The organism is Leisingera sp. F5 (assembly GCF_001593695.1).
On record NZ_LUKH01001176.1, the window covers coordinates 1 to 1,212 of the forward strand.

The window sequence follows — 1,212 nt, forward strand, 5'->3', positions numbered from 1 at the left end:
ACCATATCTGAGATGTACTGCGGCACCGCCGTGTCCAGGAATTCGGTGCCGACCGGCAGGCCCAGGGCGTTGATGTCCAGGCACAGGCGGCGGGCCAGCCCCAGCCCTTCGTTGATGCGGAACGAGCCGTCGAGGCCGGGATCGTTGATCAGCCCTTTCCAGCCCGAGATGGTGCGGGGTTTCTCGAAGTAGACCCGCATGACGATTTCCAGCTGCCCGGCCAGGCGTTCACGCAGCGGTGCCAGCCGTTCGGCATATTCCATCGCCGCCATGGGGTCGTGGATCGAGCAAGGGCCGACCACGGCAACCACCCGGTCATCGCGGCCATGCAGCACATCCTGGATCGCTGTGCGGCTGGCCAGCACGGTATCCGTGGCCGCCGCCGTACCGGGCAGCTGCGACGCGAGGTCTTCGGGCGAGATCAGTTCCTGCATGCCGGTGATGCGGAGGTTTTCGGTTTGCGGTGTCATGGGTCTGCTTCCTTGGCGGGGGCCCGGGCGCTGCGGCGGATACAAAAAGACCGCCTGCGGGCTGCGGGCGGTTGGTTGGTATCCTGGTGCGTTCCGATCTATGTGCTCAGAATGCGCTGACCCCTCCGTCCGCCATGTGGCGCGGATAAAAGAAATACCAGAATGCGGCATAGATGCGGGTCATGGGCCGGACGCTAGCGGAGATTCGGGCAGCTGTCACCCCGGAAAATCAGCAGCAGGCCCTCCGCCGGGGAGGGCCTGTGCCGCGTGCGTTTTGCGGATCAGAAATCCTGCCACAGGTCCCGGGCTGCGTTGCCGTCCTGCACCGGTGCCATCGCCGGCGCGGGGCTGGCCTCAAGCTCCCAGTCATCACCTCCATGCGCGGTGGGCACTGCGGCTTCCGGCGCGGGAGCCGCTGCCGGAACCGCAGCCGCGGAGCCATCGACCTGAAACTGCGCCACAATCTCTGACAGCTTGCCCGCATCGGTGTTCAGCAAATGGCCTGCCGCCGTGGCTTCCTCAACCATGGCCGCGTTCTGCTGAGTCACCTGGTCCAGCTGGGTGACGCCGGTGTTGATCTCAAGCAGGCCGGTGGATTGCTCCTCGGCGCCTTCGGCGATCTCCGACACCAGTTGCGAGATATGGCTGACCTGGCCGACAATCGACTGCAGTGCGTCACCGGCGCGGCCGACCAGATCCACCCCCTCCCCGACCTGACGCGAACTGTCGCCGATCAGGGTCT

Annotated in this window: 2 protein-coding genes; both read right to left on the reverse strand. The window is 65.8% G+C overall.

Features of this window, described 5'->3' with window-relative positions; genetic code table 11:
• A partial coding sequence (locus A2I95_RS39900; RefSeq protein WP_291737873.1) for a 3-deoxy-7-phosphoheptulonate synthase occupies positions 1–470 on the reverse strand: 470 nt, incomplete at its 3' end.
• Between the two features lie 281 nt (positions 471–751).
• On the reverse strand, positions 752–1,212 hold a 461-nt coding region (locus A2I95_RS39905; protein WP_291737874.1), incomplete at its 5' end, for a methyl-accepting chemotaxis protein.